Here is a 15,932-nt window from a genome sequence, read left to right as displayed (position 1 = left end):
GAGATGGACTTCCTCGACTACGCCTTCATGCAGCGGGCCCTGCTCGCCGCCGTCCTCGTCGGCGTCACCGCCCCGGCGATCGGCATCTACCTCGTCCAGCGCCGCCAGGCCCTGATGGGCGACGGCATCGGCCATGTGGCGATGACAGGCGTCGGCCTCGGCTTCCTGCTCTCCGCCTCCCCGGTGTGGATGGCGACGCTCGTCTCCGTGCTCGGCGCGGTCCTGATGGAGCTGATCCGCTGGTACGGCCGCACCCGCGGCGACATCGCCCTCGCGATGCTCTTCTACGGCGGTATGGCCGGCGGCGTGATGTTCATCAACCTCGCGCCCGGCGGCTCCAACGCCAACCTGACATCGTACCTGTTCGGCTCCCTGTCGACCGTCTCGCCGTCGGACGTGACGGCGATCTGCCTGCTGGCCGGCTTCGTCGTGCTGGTCACGCTCGGTCTGCGCCGCCAGCTGTTCGCGGTCAGTCAGGACGAGGAGTTCGCGCGGGTGACGGGCCTGCCCGTGCGCGCGCTGAACCTGCTCACGGCCGTCACCGCGGCGGTGACGGTGACGGTCGCGATGCGCGTGGTGGGCCTGCTGCTGGTCAGCGCGCTGATGGTGGTGCCCGTGGCCGCCGCCCAGCAGCTCAGCCGCAGCTTCGTGGCGACCTTCGCGATCGCCGTGGCGATCGGGGTGACGGTGACCATCGGCGGCACGGTCACCTCCTACTACCAGGACGTGCCGCCCGGCGCGACGATCGTGCTGCTGACCATCACGGCCTTCCTGGTGCTGACCGCGCTCGCCGCCCCCCTGGCCCGGCGGCGGGCCCGGGGGGCGGCGGCCGCACGGCCCGTCGGGGAGCCCGCCGAGTGCGCGATCCCGGCCGCCCGGGAGGCCGCGGGCGAGGTCGGCGTCTGACCGCGCCCGGGCCGGGCTGGCACAATGGCCCGGCAGGCGTCGTGGACGCGAGCCGCAGAAGGAGGACCCGGTGACGACCGCTGGACCGCCCGTGAAGGGCCGCGCCACCCGGCAGCGTGCCGCCGTGGCGGCGGCCCTCGACGAGGTCGACGAGTTCCGCAGCGCGCAGGAGCTCCACGACATGCTCAAGCACAAGGGTGACTCGGTCGGCCTGACCACCGTCTACCGCACCCTGCAGTCCCTCGCCGACGCCGGCGAGGTCGACGTCCTGCGCACCTCCGAGGGCGAGTCCGTCTACCGCCGCTGCTCCTCCGGCGAGCACCACCACCATCTGGTCTGCCGGGTGTGCGGCAAGGCGGTGGAGGTCGAGGGACCGGCCGTGGAGAAGTGGGCGGAGGCGATCGCCGCCGAGCACGGGTACGTGAACGTGGCCCACACCGTGGAGATCTTCGGAACCTGCGCGGAGTGCGCCGCCGCCGGCAACTGACTCAGACGCGGGTCAGGTTCCGGTCGAGGATCTCGCGCAGCCGGTCCGCGTCGGCGGGGCCGGCGAGGCCCCGCTTGGGCAGCACGGTGAAGCAGCCGGCGTTCTTGTCGTCGCTGTAGGTGAAGAACGCGTCCTCGGTCTCCCGATAGCGGGGCTGCGCCGCCCACTTGACCGACGTGGTGCTGTTGTCGGTGACCATCGTCAGCCCGGCGTCCGTCACGGTCGCGCGGTAAGTGCCGTTGCGGACGGCGAGCTTGAGGAACGCGCGGGCCTGGATGCGGGGCGTGAACAGCACGAAGACCGCGAGCAGGGGCATCCAGACCAGCAGGAACCAGTTGGGCCGCGCCGTCCCGGCCGCCGTGAGCGAGGCGTTCAGCACGAAGGAGACCCCCACGATCCCCAGGGCCCAGTACCGGATCCACGCCCGCCGCCTCAGCCGGTCCCGCTCCCGCAGCACCCCCAGGAAATCGTTCACCACCGGCTCGTACGTCAGCTCGACCGCGCCCTGCTCGGCGTCCCGCCCCGTGTCCATGACCATGAGGCGGGATGGTACCGGCGATCTTCGGCCGGGAGGCTACTCGGCGGGCTCGTTGCCTCGCATCGCGGCCTCCATGGCGAGCAGATCCTCGTTCGGTACCGCGCCGCCGAAGCGGCGGTCGCGGGAGGCGAACTCGACGCAGGCCCGCCACAGGTCGCGGCGGTCGAAGTCCGGCCACAGCACGTCCTGGAAGACCATCTCGGCGTAAGCGCTCTGCCAGATCAGGTAGTTGGAGGTGCGCTGCTCGCCGCTGGGCCGCAGGAACAGGTCCACGTCCGGCATGTCCGGGTAGTACAGGTACTTGGCGAGGGTCTTCTCGTTGACCTTCGACGGGTCGAGCCGGCCGGCCTTCACGTCCTCCGCCATGGCCTGCGCGGCGTCGGCGATCTCGGCGCGGCCGCCGTAGTTCATGCAGAAGTACAGGGTCAGCCGGTCGTTGCCCTTGGTCTGCTCCTGGGCGATCTGGAGTTCCTTGGCGACCGACTTCCACAGCTTGGGCATCCGGCCCACCCACCGCACGCGGACGCCGAGTTCGTCGAGCGTGTCCCGGCTCTTGCGGATGAAGTCGCGGTTGAAGTTCATCAGGAAGCGGACCTCGTCGGGCGAGCGCTTCCAGTTCTCGGTGGAGAAGGCGTAGAGGGAGATGCTGCCGACGCCCATCTCGATCGCGCCCTGGAGGACGTCCACCACCCGCTCGGCGCCGACCTTGTGGCCCTCCGTGCGGGGCAGGCCGCGCTCCTTCGCCCAGCGGCCGTTCCCGTCCATGACGATGGCCACATGGTTCGGGACCAGCTCGCCCGGGAGCTTCGGCGCGCGGGCGCCGGACGGGTGCGGCGCGGGCGCCTTGTACTCACGGCGCCGGCTTCCCAGGATCCCGCGTACGACCATGTGCTTCTCGTCTCCTCTTACCGCTTACTTCTCTACGTAACGAAGCGAACGCAGCCCGCGTTCCATGTGCCAGTGCAGATAGGCGGACACCAGCCCGCTCCCCTCCCGCACATGCCGCGGCTCGCACGCGTCCGCGGTGTCCCAGTCTCCCGTAAGCAGCGCGGCGAGGAGTTCCAGGGTCTGCGGGGACGGTACGACGCTGCCGGGCATCCGGCAGTCCACGCACACCGAGCCGCCGGAGGCGACGGAGAAGAAGCGGTTCGGCCCGGGCATCCCGCACTTGGCGCAGTCGCTGAAGCTCGGGGCGTAGCCGTTGACGGCGAGGGAGCGCAGCAGGAAGGCGTCCAGCACGAGGTGCGGGGCGTGCTCGCCGCGGGCCAGGGTCCGCAGGGCGCCGACGAGGAGCAGGTACTGCTGCACCGCCGGTTCGCCCTCGTGGTCGGTGAACCGCTCGGCGGTCTCCAGCATCGCCGTGCCGGCGGTGTAGCGGGCGTAGTCGGTGACGATCCCCCCGCCGTACGGGGCGATGGTCTCGCTCTGGGTGCACAGCGGCAGCCCGCGCCCCACCAGCTCGCTGCCCCGCGCGAAGAACTGGACGTCGACGTGGGAGAAGGGTTCGAGGCGTGCCCCGAACTTGGACTTGGTCCGCCGCACCCCCCGGGCCACGGCCCGCACCCGCCCGTGCCCGCGCGTGAGCAGCGTGATGATCCGGTCCGCCTCGCCCAGCTTCTGGGTGCGCAGAACGACGCCGTCGTCCCGGAAAAGACTCATCGCGTGCCCCTCATGGAGTCCATTCTCCCGTACGGCGGCGGGTCAGCGTGCGCGGTCGGGGCGACTGATGGTGTCCCAGGGGGCCAGGTTCCAGGGGCTGGCGCGGTTCGCCGGGTCCAGGAGGGCGCGCAGGTGCGCGTCGGCGACGGCCTGCGGGGCGGGCGGGGAGGGGTCCTGGGCGGCCTCCAGCCCGTCCCGCCACACCTTGCGCCCCAGCAGGTAGTGGTCGGCGTACTCCCGCCAGGAGGAGTACGCCGACACCACCGACGGCACGATGTTCTTCAGCGCGGTCCAGGCCTCGGGCTCGGCGATCAGCCCGGCGGCGAAGCCGCGCCGGGTGATGTCGACGTACAGCGCCGCGTCCCAGGCGAGCGGGCAGACGCCGAGCAGTCGCTGGGCGCGGGCCCGGTAGCCGCTGCGGGACAGCTCGTCGAGCCGGTCGACGAGTTCCTCGCGCGAGGTGATCTCCCACTGGTCGGCCAGCCAGCTCCGGGCGCTGTCGTCGTCGATGCGGGTGAAGGGGTACAGGGTGGTGCGGGAGGCGTCGTGGTCACGGCTCACCGGGGCGCTCAGCGACACCATCCACAGCTGGTGCGCGGTGAGCGGGGTGGGGTACCGCCTGCCGGTGCGCGGCTTCGGCTTCGTCCGTCTCCATATGCTCCACAGACCCATGGCCCCGCACCCTACTCACGTCAAGGGACCTCACCGCCGCTGCGGGCGTCGGCTTGGGCCGTCGGCCCGCCGAGCCGCTCGGCCCGGGTGGCCGCCAGCAGCGCCCCGGGCTCGGCGTCCCATTCCCGCCCTCCGCCGTACGGTCTGAGTTGGACGTACGGCCCCTCGTGGCCCATGACGATGCCGATCCTTCCGGTGCGGGTGTCCACGACATGAGTTCCGACGGGAGGTTTCATTTCCTCTCCTTAACGACCGTAACAAAAACAGTTCACAATTCGGGGCGGCGGCATGTCGATTGCGCCTCAAGCGTGCTCCCCTTTCTTTTTGGGTTTCACGCTTTTCCGCAACCCGTCGGCGTGAGCCCCCTACACTCGGCAGGAGTCTGTGAACTGCGACTACGGCGCAGCCGAAGAGGTTTATGGTATTCGGATTATTTCACTCGGCGACCCGGCGCAGTCGGCGGGGCGCACGGCCCGGTTCCGCTTCGGGCTCGGGTTCCGGCTCCGTCGCCGCCCACAGCTCGTCGAACTGGCTGATGCGGTCCTCGACGTGCTCCCGCTTCATCCTGAGCATCGTCATGTCGGGCCTGACGTGGTGATCAGGCCGGGTTTCGTAGCAGAGTTCGCCGTCGAAGATGATGAAGTCCATCACCGTGCCGCCCGGATCGAGCTGTGACTGCACGCCGATCCGCGCGTCGATGCCGTGCCTGCGCTGACGCTGGCAGATCTGCCTCAGGGCCTCGGTGACCTCGTCCGGCTCGTCCACCAGAAACAGCCGCCGGACCTCCACGCCGCGGGTCTTGATGGCCTTCTCCTGCGCCCCCAGATAGCGCTTGGCGGGCTCACTGGACCAGAAATCCCGGTCGACGGTCGTACTGGTGGCGTAGAGCGTCTTCTTGACGCACAGGGCGAGGTCGATCAGCCATTCGTGATTCTCGAAAGAGGAGTCCGCGCGACCGCTGATGAGGTCCTCCATGAGTTCGGCGAGACGCTTCAGCTCCTCCTCCGCGAAGCTCTTGACGATCCCCGGCGCCTCGTCGCCGACCTGCGTGTACGCCTTGACCAGCCGCGTCACCTCCTCGGAGCGGAGAACGGAGCCGTCGACCTTGCTGAACAGCTCCGTCGCCTCGTTGATCTTGGCGAAGCTCTGGTCGACGGCCGCCCGCATCTCCGCGTGGTGGTTGGCCAGGCTCTGCTTCATGTCGTCGATGTGCCGGCGCTGGCTTCTCTCGACCACCTCGAGGCGCTCGCCGAAGTCCACGAGGTACTGGACGATCAGGGTCGCGCTGCCGAGGACGATGGACGCCACCCACTGCCAGATGTTGTTGTCGTCCCCGTTCAGCAGGACGGTCAGCAGGAAGGCGCCGCCCGCCGCCGACGCTGTGATGAGGATCTTCCAGAACAGCTTGGGTATGCCCTGCCGCGGCAGTCCCGCCCCGTTGTCCCCTGTCCCTAACGACGCTCCGCTCACGTGTCTCCCCCGTCGGGTAGGTGGTTGGTGCCGTCCTCAGTTGGTGCTCAGTGCCTGGTGCAGCAACGGGATCGCCTGGACGGCCAGTTGGTCCCGGATGCGCTGGACCTGGTTCTGCCACTGGCGGGTGAACCCCGGTTCCCGCTCCAGTGCTTCCCACAGGTGGACCAGCGAGCGGTCCACCCGCGCGTGCGGCATCCACAGATGCAGCAGATGGTCGACGGCCGGGCGCAGGGCCTGGACCGCCGCGGGTCCGTCCGCCGCGGCGAGCCGACTGCTTTCCAGCATGTGCACCACCGTCGTCAAAAGCCAGTCGTGCAGCGCGAGGTCCTCGCACAGCCCCGCGGCCGCGGCGAGGGGTGTGTTCTCCGGCAGCCTCAGTTCCACGGTCCGCAGGCCGTCCTCGGCCAGCGTGAACCGGGTCAGCTCCGCCCGCTCCCCCTCGGGGACCCGGCTGGCGACCCAACGCAGGTGCGTACGACGGGACTTGAAGGGCACCTTGCGGTCCAGCAGCGGATGGCGCAGCAGCCGCGCCAGCAGCGCCTCGGCGATCGCCCCGAGGTCCAGCTCCCCGCGGCCCGCGCCCTCCAGCACGCCCTGCGCGGTGGACTGTTCGGGCAGCCTGCCGAACGGCTCGACGACACCGGGCCGCACCAGGTAGTGCCCCCACGGGCGGCGCGTGTCGGGGCCGGTGGCCGGGACGCCGAAGTAGGCGGTGGCCTGCAGCAGCCGGCCCTCGGTGAGCGCCGCGCGGGCGGCCACGGTGCCGACGGCGCGGACCTTGGTGCCGTTGGCGGTGGGCAGCCGGCAGTCCACTCCGGTCAGCGTCTCGGGGGAAAGGGCGTACAGGTTGGGCCGCTCGGAGACCCGGACGTGTTCGTCGGCGCGCAGTCTGAGCAGCCCGGCGGCGGCCCGGCCGTCCAGCGCCTGGAAGGACGGCAGCAGACAGGTGCGCACCTCGCCGCAGGCGAGGGCCGGGGGCGCGGGCTGTCCGGAGGGCCTCGTCATGTCAGCGCCCGCCGGACGACGGGCCGGCCGCCGCCGGGTCCTCGTAGAAGATGTACGTGGCGCGCTGGGCGACCGCGTCCGGCACCTCGACCTTCTCGCCTCTGGAGCGTTCGGTGACCTGGCGCAGGGCCTCGGCGTCGACCTGGGTCTGGTCGAGGATGAGCCGCACGGCGTCCTCGACGGCCAGGAATCGGTTGGGCAGCAGGGTGCAGGTGCGGTAGGCGCTGAAGGCCGTGGCCCGCGGGTTGAGCTGGAGCAGGGGCGGCAGCCGGTCCCAGTCGTGCGGGAACTCCTCGCCGTCCCTGGGGCGCGGGACGAGCACCGGCTCGCCGAGGTGACGTAACAGACCGAGCCGGGCCAGCTGCCATACGGCGGCCAGGAACGGGCAGGACCACAGCCGCCGGCCGTCCTGCTCGGACCACAGCTCGACGTCCATGAACACGGAGTGGTTGCGGGCGGCGGTCTCCTCCGGCGGCTGCCAGCTCCTGACCTCGCCCAGGGCGGCGCGCTCGGTGGTGGGCGTGCGCCGGCCGTTGGCGAGCCAGCCGGTCTGGCCCACGGGCGGGCGGGAGCCGTTGCTGCCCGGCGGCGGCGACTCGACCAGGCGGTGGGCGACGGATTCGGCGATCTCGATCCGGTCGGCCACCGCGCAGCCCGACTCGCGGGCCAGGTAGTCGATCGCCAGGCCCGCCTTCTCGGCCTCCTCCAGCACCAGGGGGACGAGTTCGGCGGGTGTCGAGAAGCGGGTGAAGTAGTCGTCGATGAGGAAGCAGGTGCTGATGCGGGGCCGCTTGTCGCCGGTGCGGCGGGCGACGGAGGCCCGGACGGCCTCCACCCACACCCGCACCTCGGCGAAGTGCTCGCGCAGCCGGTCCGGGCCCGCCTCGAAGTCCTCCATGTAGAGATGCCCCAACTCCAGGGAGAGGTGGGACAGTTGCACGGACCGGGTGCGGGGCTGCGCCGTGGTCTCCCGGAAGACGGCCTCGGTCACGCCTGCTCCCAGTGCTTGTCGTCGGTGAGCCGGGCGGCCAGCCGGCTGAGCGCCTGCCACGTCTCCATGTTGGCGATCTGGCTGTCGAGCACGTCCTCGTCGGTGATGAGCTGCTCACGCCACTGCAGGACCGGTTCGAGGGGGATGGAGCCGAGGACCTGGCTGTAGCCGATGCCGTGGGTGGAGGCGAGCTGCTTGAGGTCGGCGTCGGCCTTGCGCAGCCACGCCGACTGGGTGGGCGAGACCTGGGACCACAGCGGCGACTCGGGGTCGGGCACGGCGGCCCGTACGAAGCGGATGGCGCCGCGCAGCTCCTCCTTGCCATGGCCGCGGTCGACGCCCGCGGAGACGATGCCGCGCTCGCCCAGGACCAGGCTCGCGGCGGCCGCCACATGCTGGCGGGTCCAGCGGTGGAAGACCAGCCAGCGGGCGGTGACGTGGCTCATCTCGGGCCGTGCGGTGGCCTCCAGGACCATGTCGACGGCGTACGAGCGGCCCGCGCTCAGGTCCACGAAGACCAGGTCGAACTCGTAGGAGAGTTTCAGCAGCAGGTCGGCGCAGAGCCGCACGTGGTCGCCGGTGGTGGCGAACTCGCCGCCGCCGACGTCGCCGGGCATCAGGACGAGGCGTCCGCAGCCGGGCGGCGGGTCGCGCAGCACCTGGTGCTCGGTGACGGCCCAGACGTCTATGCGTTCGGGCTCGACGACCTGGCCGTCGAGGTAGGAGTGCAGGCCGCCGCCCTCCATGGCGAGGCGGGCGTCGGTGACGTCGAAGACGGCCGAGGCGGTGGGCGAGCCGAAGTCGAAGTCGAGGTAGCAGACGTCGTCCCCGGCCAGCGCCCGGTGGTAGGCGAGGTTGGCGCTGGTGACGGAGCGGCCCGTGCCCCCCTTGTCGGAGGCGGCGAAGATCAGCACGCCGTCACCGTCCCTGGGCCGCGGCCTCGCGGGCCCGGGTGAGCGCGTCGAGCTGGCCCAGCACGTCGAGCGCCAACGCGTAGGCGGTGCCGGGCCGTTGGTCGAGCAGATCGCGGGCGCGGCGCAGCTTGACCTCGATGTTCCTCAGTTGCATCCCGTGCCGTCCGTCGTCGGAGGGAGCGGCCTCCATCTGTTCGTTGCCCAGCAGGTGGGCGGCCTCGCTGAGCAACGCCCCGGCCAGTTCGCTCAGTTCGGAGCTGCGCACCGGGGGCTGCCGGTACATCTCGTGGACCTGGACCATCACCTCGGCGACCCGCTCGGTGATGTTCCACGACACCGGCACCTTGCGGGTGACGATCTCCGCGCCGGGGTAGGCGGCGTGGACGTTGTCCCACAGGCCGGTGCCCTCGCCGTCCCGGATGCGGCGTCGCCACATGTGGCCGAAGGCGTCCTCGGCGAGGCTGAGCAGCCGGTCGTGCGAGGCCAGGTTGCGCGAGAGGGTGCGCAGCTGGATGGTCCGCTTCAGCAGCTGCGCCGAGAAGTCGTGCAGGGACCAGGTCATGGGCGCGCCGAGGTGTTCGCCGCCCTGGAGGGGCAGTTTGACGCCCGCGTTGTGCAGTTCGAAGACCTTGGGGTCGTCGCGCGTCATCCGGCTGGTGATACGGCCGCGTTCGGCGAGGCGTTCCATGACGGTCACGGTGCGGGCGAGGTCGTCGTCGGTGGCCCGGCGCCGCATCAGGTCGTGGACGAGGATGGCGGCGACGGAGAGGGAGAAGTACTCGGACTCCAGCTCCTGTCCCGTCGTACGCCAGGGGATGTCCTCCAGCGGCCAGCGGTCGGGGTCGAAGCGGGCGATGCCGGACCAGTACTGCTGGGTCAGCTCCCAGCGCAGCCTCAGCGCCTCGGCGAGCTTCTGCTGCTCGGCGTTGAGCAGGCCCAGGGTGAGGGTGCGCTCGGAGAACAGGTCCTGGATGCCGTCGAGGGCGACCACGGTGAAGTACAGGTACGGCACCGCGCGGGCGACGCCCTTGGGCTGCGGTCCGATGGGTTCGTCGGTCTCGACCTCGGGGGCGTCCTTGACGAGGCCCCAGGCCCAGCCGCACTCGAAGAACTGGTTCTCGTCCTTGAGGCCCTCCTCGACGTCGATGCCGAGGGACAGGCTCTCGACGATCGCGGCGCGCAGGGCACGGAAGCGGCTCTGGTACATGGTCAGCACCTGGCGCTGCGACAGCCGTCCCTGGCCGAGGAGTTCACTGAGGTTGCGGCCCTGGTCGGAGTCGGTGTCGAAGGCGTTGACGGTGAAGGAGCGCAGCAGGCCCACCATGGCGGCGGTGAGCCGGGCGCCGGTGGCCGCGCGCAGCTCGGCGATCGTCTCCTGGATGTCCGTGCGTCTGGTCCTGGTCTCGTAGATCTTCAGGAAGCCGAGGGTGGCCAGGCAGAGGGTGATGGACATGGAGAACGAGTCGACGACGTCGAGTCGGCGCTGTTCCTCGGAGAGCTCCTGGGACTTGTCCCCGGAGCCGAAGTAGTAACCCCCGGCGAACGTGGGCCTCTTGTCCTCGCCGGTGTGCGTGCTCATGAACTCGGAGGCGGCCCTGACCAGGTTGGCCGGCAGGTCGAGCCGGCCGCCGCCCCGCTTCAGGGCATGGTGGACGTCCGCCTGTGTGGTGTCGGGGTCGTCCAGCCGGAACTCGGGGAGCTCGGTGGCCGGGTACAGCAGGCAGAGCAGCCGCTCCGCGTCGGCCACGCTGCTCCTCCCGCCCCACTCGCCCCAGACCCACTGCCCCTGTTCGAAGGAGTGGCGGCCGATGGCCTGCCAGATGTCCAGCAGATGCTGGCGTGGCTTGATCTGCATCCCATGCCCCTCACACAGGCCGCACTGCCGTCACTAGAGGAATGTCCCTCTTCTGTTGTGAAGATCCGCAGTGTCGAAGAACCACTGATCAGACGGCCGGAATTTCCGCGTCCGTATTCTTTCGCCAGCCGTGGGCCAGGATCATTCCCGAATATCCGTCCCGCACACCTGGCTCGGCCTTCAACCGCTGCACCTCGAAGGGCCCGGCGAATGGTTCGAGGCTCTCGCGGACCTCGGTTTCCCCGACATCGCAGGCCGGGAAGAAATGGTCGCCGACGTGGTAGCCCTTCGAGTGCTCCATGAAGGCGGCTGCGAACGGGGCGCCGGGGGCGAGGGCACCCATGAAGCGCTCGACACCCAGGGCGAACTCCCGGGGGTCGGCGGTCATCGACTCGGCGACGAAGAACATGGTCCCGACCGACCAGCGCCCGCCGAAGCGCTCCAGACCGAAGATGCTGCCCTGCTCGACCTTGGCGACCTTGCGGAAGCGCTCGCGGGGGTCGAAGTCGAGGGAGGCGTACGCCTCGTGCTCGCGCAGGGCGTCCCAGAACGGGTCCCAGGCTTTGTCGTAGGAGTCGAGCTGACCCTCGAGGTAGCGCACGTTCCCCGGCGAGCGCTCGAAGAGGGTGACCTCGTCGGCCCAGGGCATCATGGAGAACGCGGGATAGAGATTCGCACCGGCGCCCACGTCGATGCCGTATACCGGTCCGAGGCCCTGGTTCCGGAAATGACCGCCAAAATGTTCCCGAAGGATATTCAGGATCTCCGCGTCCTCTGCCTGTAAGTCGCGGTAGTTGTGATCAACGTAGGCGATCGGGTCGAATGAATCCCAGGGCGCGTCGGCATTCTGCACCTGGACATCCCCCGACGATCTCAAGGTCATTTGACCACGGTACCAGTCCTGGGAATTAGCGTCATGTCCTTCGGTCACGCGGGGCGCACCGGGGGCGCATGGTGGCGAATGCATTCATGCGACCTGATCCGGGCTTGAACGGCCGGATTGTCCCGCTCAAGATGGTCGGAACTCTGCCGAACACTCCGGAAAGGCAGACAGACAGGCGTCTCGCCCGTACCACCCGTACGGGTGTCAACGTGTCCTTGACTCCCATCCCGCAGGGGGGCGGCATGACGGCTCTTCCAGAGAAACGTTTTCCTTCCACAGCGAGCCGCGTGGACCGGCCGATGACGCTCAGAGGCGTCGTCGAGGCCGACCTTCCCGAGCTCCACCGCCTCGACAAGGAAGCCTTCCCCGAAGAGCCGTACCACTACTTCGAACTGCGCCAGGCCTACGACGTCCACGCCGACCGCATCCTCGTCCTCGACGACGGCGAGAGCCTGCACGGCTACGTCCTGTTCGTCACCACCTCCGACGGCTACGTGAACTGGATCAAGAGCCTCGCCATCACCCACGACCTGCGCGGGCGCGGACTGGGGCGCCGGCTGATGCTGGAGGTGCTGCGCCGGTTACGCGCGGAGGGCGTCCACCAGGTCCGGCTGACCGTGGAACCGACGAACGCGGCCGCGATCACCCTGTACCGCTCGCTCGGCTTCGACTTCGAAGGGGGCGTCCACAAGCACTACTTCGGGCCCGGGGAGGACCGGCTGATCATGACGCTGGGGCTGTGAGGCGGGGGCCGCGCATCAAGGGGAGACCAGTCCCGCCTCGTACGCCAGGATCACCAGCTGCACCCGGTCCCGGGCGTCCAGCTTGGCGAGCAGGCGGGTCAGGTACGTCTTCGCCGTGGCGACGCTGATGCACAGCTCCGCGGCGATCTCCGCGTTGGACAGACCGCTGCCGACGAGGGTGAGGACCTCGCGTTCGCGGTCGGTGATGCCCGTCAACTCGCGCCGGTGACCCCGCTGTTCGGGGCGGGCGGCGAAGTCGTGGATCAGGCGGCGGGTCACGCTCGGGGCGATCAGCGCGTCGCCGGCCGCCACCACCCGGACGGCGCCGATGATGTCGTCGAGGGCCATGTCCTTGACCAGGAAGCCGGACGCGCCGGCGCGCAGGGCGCCGTACACGTAGGCGTCGTCGTCGAAGGTCGTCAGGACGACCACGCGTGTGTCGCCCTGCGTACCGGTGATGCGGCGGGTGGCCTCGATGCCGTCCATGCCCGGCATCCGGATGTCCATCACCACGACGTCCGGGGCGAGTTCACCGGCCAGCCCCACCGCCTCCTCGCCGCCGGCCGCCTCGCCGACGACCTCCACGTCCTCCAGGTCGGCCATGACCATGCTCAGCGCGGTCCGGATGAGTTCCTGGTCGTCGACCAGGAGGACCCGGACGGGCGGTGCGGCCGTCTGCGCCGTCATCGGGCGACCTCCGGCAGCGGGAGCCGGGCGGCCACGCGGAAGCCGCCCTCGACGCGCGGCGCCGCGGTGAACTCGCCGTGCAGCAGGGCGACTCGCTCGCGCATGCCGACCAGACCGAAGCCCGTGTCGGTCGAGCTGCCCCGTCCCAGGCCGTCGTCCGTGATCTCCACGGCGAGTTCCCCCTCGTCGCGGAAGTCGACGGTGACCCGGCACGCGCGGGTGCCGGCGTGCCGTACGACGTTGGTGACCGACTCCTGGATGATCCGGAACGCCGACAGATCGATGTCGGGCGGCAGCGGGCACGGCTCGCCCAGCCGGCGCACCTCCACCCGGACGCCCGCCGCGGTCGTCGTGGCCGCCAGCCGGTCGACGTCCGCCAGACCCGCCGGGACGGTGTCCGGGCCCTGTTCGGGGTCCGCGGCCCGCAGGGCGACCAGCATCCGGCGCAGTCCCGCGAGCGTCCGGCGTCCCTCGTTCTCCACCGCCCGCATCGCCGTCAGGGCGGCCTCGGGGTGCGCGGTCGCCACCCGGGAGGCCGCGCCGGCCTGCAGGGCGATGATGCCGATGCTGTGGGCGACCGTGTCGTGCATCTCCCGTGCTATGCGCAGGCGTTCGGCGGTGACCGCCTGGGCCGCCTGCTCGGCGCCGAGGCGCCGGGCGTGCGCTCGGGACTCGTGCGCGGAGTTGCCGAGCAGCCAGGCGATCACGGTGACCAGGGCGACGGCCAGTTCGGCGGAGGTGCCGGCGGCCCAGCCGCGCAGCATCCGCACGGCGAGGTACAGGACGAGGGTGCCGACCGACAGGGCCAGGGCGATGAGCCCGGTGCGCCGCGGATGGGCGGCCGCGACGAAGTACAGCGCCACCATGGTGGTGAGGTACTGCGCCATCGGCAGCTCGCCCACGCCCAGGGTGGTCGTCTCGAAGATCCCGGCGAGGATCGTCAGGGTGACGGCGAGCAGCGGCCTGCGGTGCAGCAGCCGGCCGCCCTGCACGGCCAGCACGGTCGACAGCGCCAGGAACGTCAGCCCGTCCCAGCGGTAGAGCTGCGCCGCCGGCCACTGCGCCGGCTCCGTCTCGCCGGGCAGCCGGAAGGTCGTCAGCAGGGTGAACAGCGTGCTCGCGCACCACACGAGAGCGGTCCACGCGGCCGGCGAGACGCGTTTGACCAGGGGCGGCGGAGGCGGGGCTGGGGGCATGACGCGATCGTAGGGCGGGGGCGCGGGCCGGTCATCGGCCCATGGACGTACAACCAGGGTCGACAGGCGACCGCCAGGAGTGTCGGCTCCCGCCCGATGTCCGGCAGCCGCCGCCCGCGCGACCGTGGTCGCATGATCGAAGTCGAGCAGCTCACCAAGCGCTACGGCCCCACGACCGCCGTACGCGAACTGTCCTTCACCGTCCGCCCCGGCCGTGTCACCGGCTTCCTCGGCCCGAACGGCGCGGGCAAGACCACGACGCTGCGGATGCTGCTGGGGCTCGTCGAGCCGACCGCCGGCACCGCCACGATCGGCGGCCACGTCTTTGGCCGCCACCCGCGCGGACTGCACCACGTCGGCGCCCTCCTCGACGCGCACGACGTGCACGGCGGCCGCAGCGCGCGGGCGCATCTGCACGCGCTGGCCCGCGGCAACCGCATCCCGCGGCGGCGGGTGGACGAGGTGCTGGCCGAGGTCGGACTCACCGAGGCGGCGGCCGAGCGCCGGATCGGCGGCTACTCCCTCGGCATGAGGCAGCGGCTCGGCATCGCGGCCGCGCTGCTCGGCGACCCGCCGGTGCTGATGTTCGACGAGCCGCTCAACGGGCTCGATCCGGAAGGCGTGTTGTGGGTGCGGGGGCTGTTCCGGCGGCTCGCCCACGAGGGGCGGACCGTGTTCGTCTCCAGTCACCTCATGTCCGAGATGGAGCACACCGCCGACGAGCTCGTCGTCATCGGCCGGGGTGAGCTGATCGCCGCCGAGAGCCTGGCCGAGTTCGCCGCGCGCGGGACGGCGCCGACGGTGACGGTGCGGTCGCCGGACTCGGGCGCCCTGGCCGCCGTACTGGCGAAGGAGGGCGCGGCGGTGGAGCGTCATGACGACGACACGCTGAGGGTGCAGGGGGCCGACGCGGTCCGCGTGGGTGAGCTGGCACACGAACACCGGTTGCTGCTGTGGGAGTTGACGCCCCAGGCCGCCTCCCTGGAGACGGCCTTCATGGAACTGACCGCCGACAGCGTCGAGTACGCGGCAGGAGAGACCCGATGACGACCGCCCTCGCCCTGCCGCCCGCCCGCTTCACCGACCTTCTGGCCGCCGAGTGGATCAAATTCCGTTCCCTGCGCTCCACTTACTGGGCCCTCGGCTCCAGCGCGCCGGCGCTGGTGGCCTTCAACGCGAACGCGGCCCGCGCCGACTACACCAACTACCCGCACTACAGCGGGCCCGTCCTGCGCGACTTCGGGTACTGGGCGCTGCGGGACGCCTTCACCCAGGGCGCCGCGCTGATGCTGGTGCTGGCGGCCGCGAGCATCGGCGCGATCGCGGTCGTCGGCGAGTACGCGACGGGCCTGATCCGTACGACGTTCACCGCCGTGCCCGACCGGCGGGCGCTGATGACGGCCAAGGTGGCCGTGGTGACGGCGGTGATGACGGTGTACGGCGCCGTCGTCGCGGGCGCCTCGTACGCGGTGACCCAGGCGATCCTCGACGGCCGCGGCGCGGGCGTGCCGATCGGCCACCCGGGTGCCTGGCGGGTGGTCGCCGCGTCGGCGCTGCTGGCACCGGTGAGCGCGCTGGTGGGGATGGCGCTGGGGGCGGTGGTCCGCCACAGCGCGACGACGATGGTGCTGACCACGTTCGTGCTGCTGCTCCTGCCGTCCTTCGTCACCGAGCGCTATCACTGGACGGCCTGTGTCAGGAACGCCCTTCCCTTCAACGCCTGGGTCCGGCTGGTGGACGTCGGGTACGGCACCCATCCCTTCACGCTCGTCCCCAGGTATCCCACGACGGTGGCCGGGGCCTGGGTCGTGTTCGCGGTGTGGGCGGGGGTCTCGGCGGTGCTGACGGTGGTGGTCGTGGACCGGCGGGACGTATGAGAAACCAGGGGGCGGGGCTGAGGTAAACCCCCCTGCGCACTGGGGC

18 protein-coding genes are annotated in these 15,932 nt (G+C 70.8%); 5 read left to right on the top strand and 13 right to left on the bottom strand.

What is annotated here, in order from left to right; all coding sequences use genetic code 11:
* Positions 1-3 precede the first annotated feature (3 nt).
* Together ACQF4J_RS30130 and ACQF4J_RS30125 are read left to right on the top strand one after the other, a co-directional pair.
* Positions 4-906 (top strand): metal ABC transporter permease, encoded by a 903-nt coding sequence (locus ACQF4J_RS30130; RefSeq protein ID WP_427167206.1) that lies wholly within the window; start codon positions 4-6, stop codon positions 904-906.
* A 70-nt stretch (positions 907-976) separates the two neighbouring features.
* On the top strand, positions 977-1,393 hold the full coding sequence (locus ACQF4J_RS30125) for a Fur family transcriptional regulator (RefSeq protein WP_058925414.1): 417 nt from the start codon (positions 977-979) through the stop codon (positions 1,391-1,393).
* Position 1,394: 1 nt separating this feature from the next.
* Here ACQF4J_RS30125 and ACQF4J_RS30120 read toward each other — a convergent pair whose 3' ends face one another.
* The 11 genes from ACQF4J_RS30120 to ACQF4J_RS30070 all read right to left on the bottom strand — a co-directional run bounded on the left by ACQF4J_RS30120 (position 1,395) and on the right by ACQF4J_RS30070 (position 11,383).
* Complete coding sequence (locus ACQF4J_RS30120; RefSeq protein ID WP_351801776.1) at positions 1,395-1,931, bottom strand: YcxB family protein; 537 nt, start codon at positions 1,929-1,931, stop codon at positions 1,395-1,397.
* A 36-nt stretch (positions 1,932-1,967) separates the two neighbouring features.
* Positions 1,968-2,819 carry an isoprenyl transferase gene (locus ACQF4J_RS30115; RefSeq protein ID WP_351582272.1) on the bottom strand — a complete coding sequence of 284 codons (852 nt, stop codon included), beginning with the start codon at positions 2,817-2,819 and terminating at the stop codon, positions 1,968-1,970.
* A gap of 24 nt (positions 2,820-2,843) precedes the next feature.
* On the bottom strand, positions 2,844-3,590 hold the full coding sequence (recO, locus tag ACQF4J_RS30110; RefSeq protein ID WP_351582273.1) for a DNA repair protein RecO: 747 nt from the start codon (positions 3,588-3,590) through the stop codon (positions 2,844-2,846).
* Between the two features lie 42 nt (positions 3,591-3,632).
* The gene (locus ACQF4J_RS30105) at positions 3,633-4,262 is read right to left on the bottom strand and encodes a DUF1266 domain-containing protein (protein WP_351582275.1); all 630 of its coding nucleotides are present in this window, start codon (positions 4,260-4,262) and stop codon (positions 3,633-3,635) included.
* Between the two features lie 20 nt (positions 4,263-4,282).
* On the bottom strand, positions 4,283-4,498 hold the full coding sequence (locus ACQF4J_RS30100; protein ID WP_351582277.1) for a hypothetical protein: 216 nt from the start codon (positions 4,496-4,498) through the stop codon (positions 4,283-4,285).
* 199 nt (positions 4,499-4,697) lie between these two features.
* Positions 4,698-5,732, bottom strand: a complete 1,035-nt coding sequence (locus tag ACQF4J_RS30095; protein ID WP_351582279.1) for a DUF6879 family protein — start codon at positions 5,730-5,732, stop codon at positions 4,698-4,700.
* Positions 5,733-5,768: 36 nt separating this feature from the next.
* Positions 5,769-6,740: an SCO2521 family protein gene (locus tag ACQF4J_RS30090; protein ID WP_351582281.1), complete on the bottom strand. Its 972-nt coding sequence runs from the start codon at positions 6,738-6,740 to the stop codon at positions 5,769-5,771.
* 1 nt (position 6,741) lies between these two features.
* Positions 6,742-7,731, bottom strand: coding sequence for an SCO2522 family protein (locus ACQF4J_RS30085; RefSeq protein ID WP_427167205.1), 990 nt, complete (start codon positions 7,729-7,731; stop codon positions 6,742-6,744).
* Complete coding sequence (locus ACQF4J_RS30080) at positions 7,728-8,645, bottom strand: SCO2523 family variant P-loop protein (protein WP_351582284.1); 918 nt, start codon at positions 8,643-8,645, stop codon at positions 7,728-7,730. The genes ACQF4J_RS30085 and ACQF4J_RS30080 overlap by 4 nt, the downstream gene beginning before the upstream one ends.
* A 4-nt stretch (positions 8,646-8,649) precedes the next feature.
* Positions 8,650-10,500 (bottom strand): SCO2524 family protein, encoded by a 1,851-nt coding sequence (locus ACQF4J_RS30075; protein ID WP_351582286.1) that lies wholly within the window; start codon positions 10,498-10,500, stop codon positions 8,650-8,652.
* A gap of 88 nt (positions 10,501-10,588) precedes the next feature.
* Positions 10,589-11,383 carry an SCO2525 family SAM-dependent methyltransferase gene (locus ACQF4J_RS30070; protein WP_351801780.1) on the bottom strand — a complete coding sequence of 265 codons (795 nt, stop codon included), beginning with the start codon at positions 11,381-11,383 and terminating at the stop codon, positions 10,589-10,591.
* A gap of 299 nt (positions 11,384-11,682) precedes the next feature.
* Between ACQF4J_RS30070 and ACQF4J_RS30065 the strand changes: the two genes are divergently transcribed.
* Positions 11,683-12,126 carry a GNAT family N-acetyltransferase gene (locus ACQF4J_RS30065; RefSeq protein ID WP_351582290.1) on the top strand — a complete coding sequence of 148 codons (444 nt, stop codon included), beginning with the start codon at positions 11,683-11,685 and terminating at the stop codon, positions 12,124-12,126.
* 15 nt (positions 12,127-12,141) lie between these two features.
* Here the strand turns inward: ACQF4J_RS30065 and ACQF4J_RS30060 are convergent, their stop codons facing one another.
* Positions 12,142-12,813 carry a response regulator transcription factor gene (locus ACQF4J_RS30060; protein ID WP_351582292.1) on the bottom strand — a complete coding sequence of 224 codons (672 nt, stop codon included), beginning with the start codon at positions 12,811-12,813 and terminating at the stop codon, positions 12,142-12,144.
* Positions 12,810-14,009 carry a sensor histidine kinase gene (locus tag ACQF4J_RS30055; RefSeq protein WP_351582294.1) on the bottom strand — a complete coding sequence of 400 codons (1,200 nt, stop codon included), beginning with the start codon at positions 14,007-14,009 and terminating at the stop codon, positions 12,810-12,812. Before ACQF4J_RS30055 ends, ACQF4J_RS30060 begins: the two co-directional genes overlap by 4 nt.
* A gap of 132 nt (positions 14,010-14,141) precedes the next feature.
* Between ACQF4J_RS30055 and ACQF4J_RS30050 the strand changes: the two genes are divergently transcribed.
* Together ACQF4J_RS30050 and ACQF4J_RS30045 are read left to right on the top strand one after the other, a co-directional pair.
* A complete protein-coding gene (locus tag ACQF4J_RS30050; protein ID WP_427167204.1) occupies positions 14,142-15,056 on the top strand; it encodes an ABC transporter ATP-binding protein in 915 nt (304 codons plus the stop codon).
* A complete protein-coding gene (locus ACQF4J_RS30045) occupies positions 15,053-15,886 on the top strand; it encodes an ABC transporter permease (protein WP_351568418.1) in 834 nt (277 codons plus the stop codon). The genes ACQF4J_RS30050 and ACQF4J_RS30045 overlap by 4 nt, the downstream gene beginning before the upstream one ends.
* The last annotated feature ends 46 nt before the right edge of the window (positions 15,887-15,932 follow it).

The organism is Streptomyces sp. C1-1 (assembly GCF_050214755.1).
In the GTDB taxonomy this organism is placed as follows: Bacteria; Actinomycetota; Actinomycetes; order Streptomycetales; family Streptomycetaceae; genus Streptomyces.
The sequence above is the reverse complement of the archived record's forward strand: the minus strand, read 5'-3'. Positions and strand labels throughout refer to the sequence as shown.

What these genes read in the sequence shown, in the direction of transcription:
- ACQF4J_RS30130 (WP_427167206.1), top strand. Translation starts at nt 4, where the DNA reads ATGGACTTCCTCGACTACGCCTTCATGCAGCGGGCCCTGCTCGCCGCC.
- ACQF4J_RS30120 (WP_351801776.1), bottom strand. Translation starts at nt 1,931, where the DNA reads ATGGTCATGGACACGGGGCGGGACGCCGAGCAGGGCGCGGTCGAGCTG.
- ACQF4J_RS30115 (WP_351582272.1), bottom strand. Translation starts at nt 2,819, where the DNA reads ATGGTCGTACGCGGGATCCTGGGAAGCCGGCGCCGTGAGTACAAGGCG.
- recO (WP_351582273.1), bottom strand. Translation starts at nt 3,590, where the DNA reads ATGAGTCTTTTCCGGGACGACGGCGTCGTTCTGCGCACCCAGAAGCTG.
- ACQF4J_RS30105 (WP_351582275.1), bottom strand. Translation starts at nt 4,262, where the DNA reads ATGGGTCTGTGGAGCATATGGAGACGGACGAAGCCGAAGCCGCGCACC.
- ACQF4J_RS30100 (WP_351582277.1), bottom strand. Translation starts at nt 4,498, where the DNA reads ATGAAACCTCCCGTCGGAACTCATGTCGTGGACACCCGCACCGGAAGG.
- ACQF4J_RS30090 (WP_351582281.1), bottom strand. Translation starts at nt 6,740, where the DNA reads ATGACGAGGCCCTCCGGACAGCCCGCGCCCCCGGCCCTCGCCTGCGGC.
- ACQF4J_RS30075 (WP_351582286.1), bottom strand. Translation starts at nt 10,500, where the DNA reads ATGCAGATCAAGCCACGCCAGCATCTGCTGGACATCTGGCAGGCCATC.
- ACQF4J_RS30070 (WP_351801780.1), bottom strand. Translation starts at nt 11,383, where the DNA reads ATGACCTTGAGATCGTCGGGGGATGTCCAGGTGCAGAATGCCGACGCG.
- ACQF4J_RS30065 (WP_351582290.1), top strand. Translation starts at nt 11,683, where the DNA reads ATGACGCTCAGAGGCGTCGTCGAGGCCGACCTTCCCGAGCTCCACCGC.
- ACQF4J_RS30060 (WP_351582292.1), bottom strand. Translation starts at nt 12,813, where the DNA reads ATGACGGCGCAGACGGCCGCACCGCCCGTCCGGGTCCTCCTGGTCGAC.
- ACQF4J_RS30055 (WP_351582294.1), bottom strand. Translation starts at nt 14,009, where the DNA reads ATGCCCCCAGCCCCGCCTCCGCCGCCCCTGGTCAAACGCGTCTCGCCG.
- ACQF4J_RS30050 (WP_427167204.1), top strand. Translation starts at nt 14,142, where the DNA reads ATGATCGAAGTCGAGCAGCTCACCAAGCGCTACGGCCCCACGACCGCC.
- ACQF4J_RS30045 (WP_351568418.1), top strand. Translation starts at nt 15,053, where the DNA reads ATGACGACCGCCCTCGCCCTGCCGCCCGCCCGCTTCACCGACCTTCTG.